Source organism: Desulfofundulus sp. (assembly GCF_049701015.1).
In the GTDB taxonomy this organism is placed as follows: domain Bacteria; phylum Bacillota; class Desulfotomaculia; order Desulfotomaculales; family Desulfovirgulaceae; genus Desulfofundulus.
Window position 1 is genome coordinate 7,082 of the sequence record NZ_JBNATZ010000066.1, and the last position, 4,127, is coordinate 11,208.

Consider the following 4,127-nt stretch of genomic DNA (forward strand, 5'->3'; position numbering starts at 1 on the left):
CTGGCCAGGCTGGGCGTGGACGTGATTGAGGCGGGGTTCCCCATCACTTCCCCGGGGGATTACGAGGCGGTTAAGACCATTGCCCGGGAGGTGCGGGGGGTAACCGTGGCGGCCCTGGCCCGGGCTAATTTCCAGGACATCGACCAGGCCTGGGAGGCCGTTAAGGAAGCGGAACAGCCCAGGATTCACACTTTTATTGCCACCTCGCCCATTCACATGCGCCACAAGCTGCGCATGACGGAGGAGCAGGTGATAGAAGCTGCTGTGGCGGCGGTCAGGCGGGCCAGAAGTTATGTTTCGGATGTGGAGTTTTCCGCCGAGGACGCCTCCCGGTCCGAGCTGGATTTCCTGTGCCGGGTGCTGGAGGCGGCCATTGCCGCGGGGGCAACGGTCGTGAACATCCCGGACACGGTGGGTTACGCCACACCCGAGGAATTCGCCCGTTTCATACGGGACATCCGCCAGCGGGTGCCGGGTATTGAGAAGGTGGTCCTGAGCGTGCACTGCCACGACGACCTGGGACTGGCGGTGGCCAATTCCCTGGCGGCGGTAATGGCCGGGGCCGACCAGGTGGAAGGGGCTATCAACGGTATCGGCGAGCGGGCGGGAAACGCCGCCCTGGAAGAGGTGGTCATGGCCCTCTACACCCGGCGGGACCAGTTCGGCTGTGAGACCAACATCCGCACGGAAGAAATTTACCGCACCAGCCGCCTGGTATCCAGTCTCACCGGCATGCCCGTACAGCCCAACAAGGCGGTGGTGGGGAAAAACGCCTTCGCCCACGAATCGGGCATCCACCAGGACGGGGTGCTCAAGGAGCGCACCACCTACGAGATCATGAACCCGGTGATGGTGGGCATCAGCCAGAGCAACCTGGTACTGGGCAAGCACTCGGGGAGGCACGCCTTCCGGCAGAGGCTTTTTGAGCTGGGGTACGAGCTCAGCGAGGAGGAGCTGAACAAGGCCTTCCAGCAGTTCAAGCTCCTGGCTGACAAGAAAAAGGAGATCACCGATGCGGACCTGGAGGCGATTGTGGAGGAAGAGCTGCGCCCGATCCCGGTAACTTATGCCCTGGAGTACCTGCACATTTCCACGGGTACGACCATAATGCCCACGGCCGCCGTCAGGTTGAAGAAAGGCGATGAGCTTTTCGAGGAGGCAGCCTGCGGTAACGGTCCCGTGGATGCCATCTGCCGTGCAGTCGACAAGATTACCGGCATTCCCTGCGTGCTCAAAAGCTGGGGAATCAACGCCGTTACCTCCGGTAAGGATGCTATTGGCGAGGTTACTTTGAAGATTTCCGAAAATGGTGACAAGACCTACCTGGGACGGGGCATCAGTACGGATATTCTGGAGGCCAGCGCCAAGGCTTACGTCAACGCTGTCAACAGGCTCCTCTGGGAGACCGGGAGGTTGAAAGATCCAAAATACCAGCATGTGGAGTAGAACCGCCCTGTATAGTCGACAAAAGCGCGGCGTCTTGTAAAAAAGAGGATTGGGTAGGGGTAGTGATAGCGAAAAAACGCCGTACCTGCAGCAGGTTGATTGAACATTATAAAGCCGTAACGAGGTGAATGAGGAACATGCCCATGACCATCACGGAAAAAATCCTGGCCGCCCATGCCGGCCTCGACCGGGTGGAGCCCGGGCAGCTAATCAATGTCCGGGTGGACCTGGTTTTAGGAAACGATATCACTGCTCCGGTAGCCATCAAGGAGTTCCGGCGCACCGGTGTGGAAAAGGTCTTTGACCCGGAGCGGGTGGTCCTGGTACCCGACCACTTCGTACCGAACAAGGATATCAAGTCGGCCGAGCAGGCTAAAATCCTCAGGGAATTTGCCCGCGAGCAACAGCTGACGCACTACTTTGAGGTCGGGCGCATGGGGATCGAGCACTGCCTTTTGCCCGAACAGGGGCTGGTGGGCCCGGGGGACGTGGTGATCGGGGCCGATTCCCATACCTGTACCTATGGTGCCCTGGGAGCTTTCGCCACCGGGGTGGGCAGCACCGACCTGGCGGCGGCCATGGCCCTGGGGGAAATCTGGCTCAAAGTTCCCGAATCGATTAAGTTCGTCTATTATGGAGAGCTCCAGCCCTGGGTGGGGGGTAAAGATCTAATCCTCTACACCATCGGCCAGATCGGCGTGGACGGCGCTCTGTACAAGGCCATGGAATTTACCGGCCCCGTTATAAAGAACCTGTCCATGGACGGGCGCCTGACCATGGCCAACATGGCCGTGGAGGCCGGGGCCAAGAACGGCATTGTGCCTCCAGATGAAGTTACCCTCGACTACGTGAAGGGTAGGGCCAGGAGGCCCTACCGGTTGTACCAGAGCGATCCCGGTGCCTGGTACGCCCGGGTCTACGAGTTTGACGTGAGCAAGCTCGAACCCCAGGTAGCCTTCCCCCACCTGCCCTCCAATGTTCGTCCGGTCAGCCAGGCAGGGCAGGTGGAGATCCAGCAGGTGGTTATCGGTTCCTGCACCAACGGCCGGCTGGAGGACCTTCGCCTGGCTGCCAGGGTGCTGCGGGGCAAAAAGGTACACCCCGGCGTGCGCCTGATCGTTATCCCGGGGACCCAGGAAATTTACCGCACTGCCTTAAAGGAAGGTTTGATCGAAATATTTATAGAGGCCGGCGCGGCCGTAAGCACTCCCACCTGCGGCCCCTGCCTGGGCGGCCACATGGGTATCCTGGCTGCAGGGGAGCGCTGCCTGGCCACCACCAACCGGAATTTTGTGGGCCGGATGGGTCACCCGGAAAGTGAAGTCTACCTGAGCAATCCCGCGGTAGCCGCTGCCTCGGCCATTTTGGGGCGGATTGCCGCTCCCCAGGAGGTGCTGTAGATGAACCAGCTGCGTGGAAAGGCATGGAAGTTTGGTGATGATATAGATACCGACGCCATTATTCCGGCCCGCTACCTGAATACTTCCGATCCCCGTGAGCTGGCGGCCCACTGCATGGAGGATGCCGACCCCTCCTTTGCCGGGAGGGTGCAGCCGGGGGACGTGATTGTAGCCGGGAAAAACTTCGGCTGCGGCAGCTCCCGGGAGCATGCTCCCATCGCCATCAAGGCGACCGGGGTTTCCTGCGTGATTGCCGCTTCCTTCGCCCGCATTTTTTACCGCAACGCCTTCAACATCGGCCTGCCCATTTTCGAGTCACCGGAAGCAGCGGCCAAAATCCAGGAGGGTGACGAAGTGGCTGTGGACGTGGAATCGGGGACCATCACCAACCTGACCCGCAATGAGCAGTACAGGTCCACACCGGTACCGCCCTTCATGCAGGAAATCATCGCCGCCGGGGGTCTGATTAACTATGTAGCCCGGAGGTTGAAGGGATGATGTACAGGATTGCGGTTTTACCGGGGGACGGCATCGGCCCGGAGGTAATGGCTCAGGCCACCCGGGTACTGGCCGCCGCCGGACGTCGTTTCGGGTATGAATTTTGTTTCCAGGAAGGTTTAATCGGGGGAATAGCCTGTGACGCCACGGGCCAGCCCCTGCCCCCGGCCACCCTGGACCTGTGCCGGTCCAGTGACGCGGTCCTCCTGGGGGCGGTCGGAGGTCCCAAATGGGATAACCTCCCCGTCCACCTGCGCCCCGAGGCGGGTGCCCTGCTGCCCCTGCGCAGGGCTCTGGACGTCTACGCCAACCTGCGCCCGGCCATGGTCTTTCCGGCTCTGGCTCAAGCCTCCACCTTGAAGCCGGAAGTAGTGGAGGGGCTGGACATCGTAATCGTTCGGGAGCTCACCGGCGGGCTTTATTTCGGGGAGAAAAAGCGGGAGGAAATCCCCGGCGGCCAGCGGGTTGTGGAGACCCTGGTCTACACCACCGAAGAGATCCGGCGGGTGGCCCGCCGGGCCTTTGAACTGGCCCGTAAAAGGAAGAAAAAGCTCACCTCGGTGGATAAGGCCAATGTGCTGGAAAGCTCCCGCCTCTGGCGGGAGGTGGTTACGGACATGGCCCGTGAATACCCGGATGTGGAAGTAAACCACATGCTGGTGGACAACTGTGCCATGCAGCTCGTGCGCAACCCGAAGCAGTTCGATGTACTGCTGACGGAGAACCTCTTCGGCGATATCCTGAGCGACGAGGCCGCCCAGCTTACCGGCTCTTTGGGTATGC

4 protein-coding genes are annotated in these 4,127 nt (G+C 60.9%); all 4 read left to right on the plus strand.

All coding sequences use genetic code 11. The features are described from left to right. A partial coding sequence (locus ACPLUI_RS06000) for a 2-isopropylmalate synthase (RefSeq protein WP_424659366.1) occupies positions 1-1,446 on the plus strand: 1,446 nt, incomplete at its 5' end. Positions 1,447-1,583: 137 nt separating this feature from the next. Beyond that, the gene (gene leuC / locus ACPLUI_RS06005) at positions 1,584-2,846 is read left to right on the plus strand and encodes a 3-isopropylmalate dehydratase large subunit (RefSeq protein WP_424659367.1); all 1,263 of its coding nucleotides are present in this window, start codon (positions 1,584-1,586) and stop codon (positions 2,844-2,846) included. Next, positions 2,847-3,344 carry a 3-isopropylmalate dehydratase small subunit gene (gene leuD, locus ACPLUI_RS06010; protein ID WP_424659368.1) on the plus strand — a complete coding sequence of 166 codons (498 nt, stop codon included), beginning with the start codon at positions 2,847-2,849 and terminating at the stop codon, positions 3,342-3,344. After that, positions 3,344-4,127 (plus strand): 3-isopropylmalate dehydrogenase (gene leuB, locus ACPLUI_RS06015; protein WP_424659369.1); only part of this gene is annotated, 784 nt, incomplete at its 3' end. The genes leuD and leuB, both read left to right, overlap by 1 nt.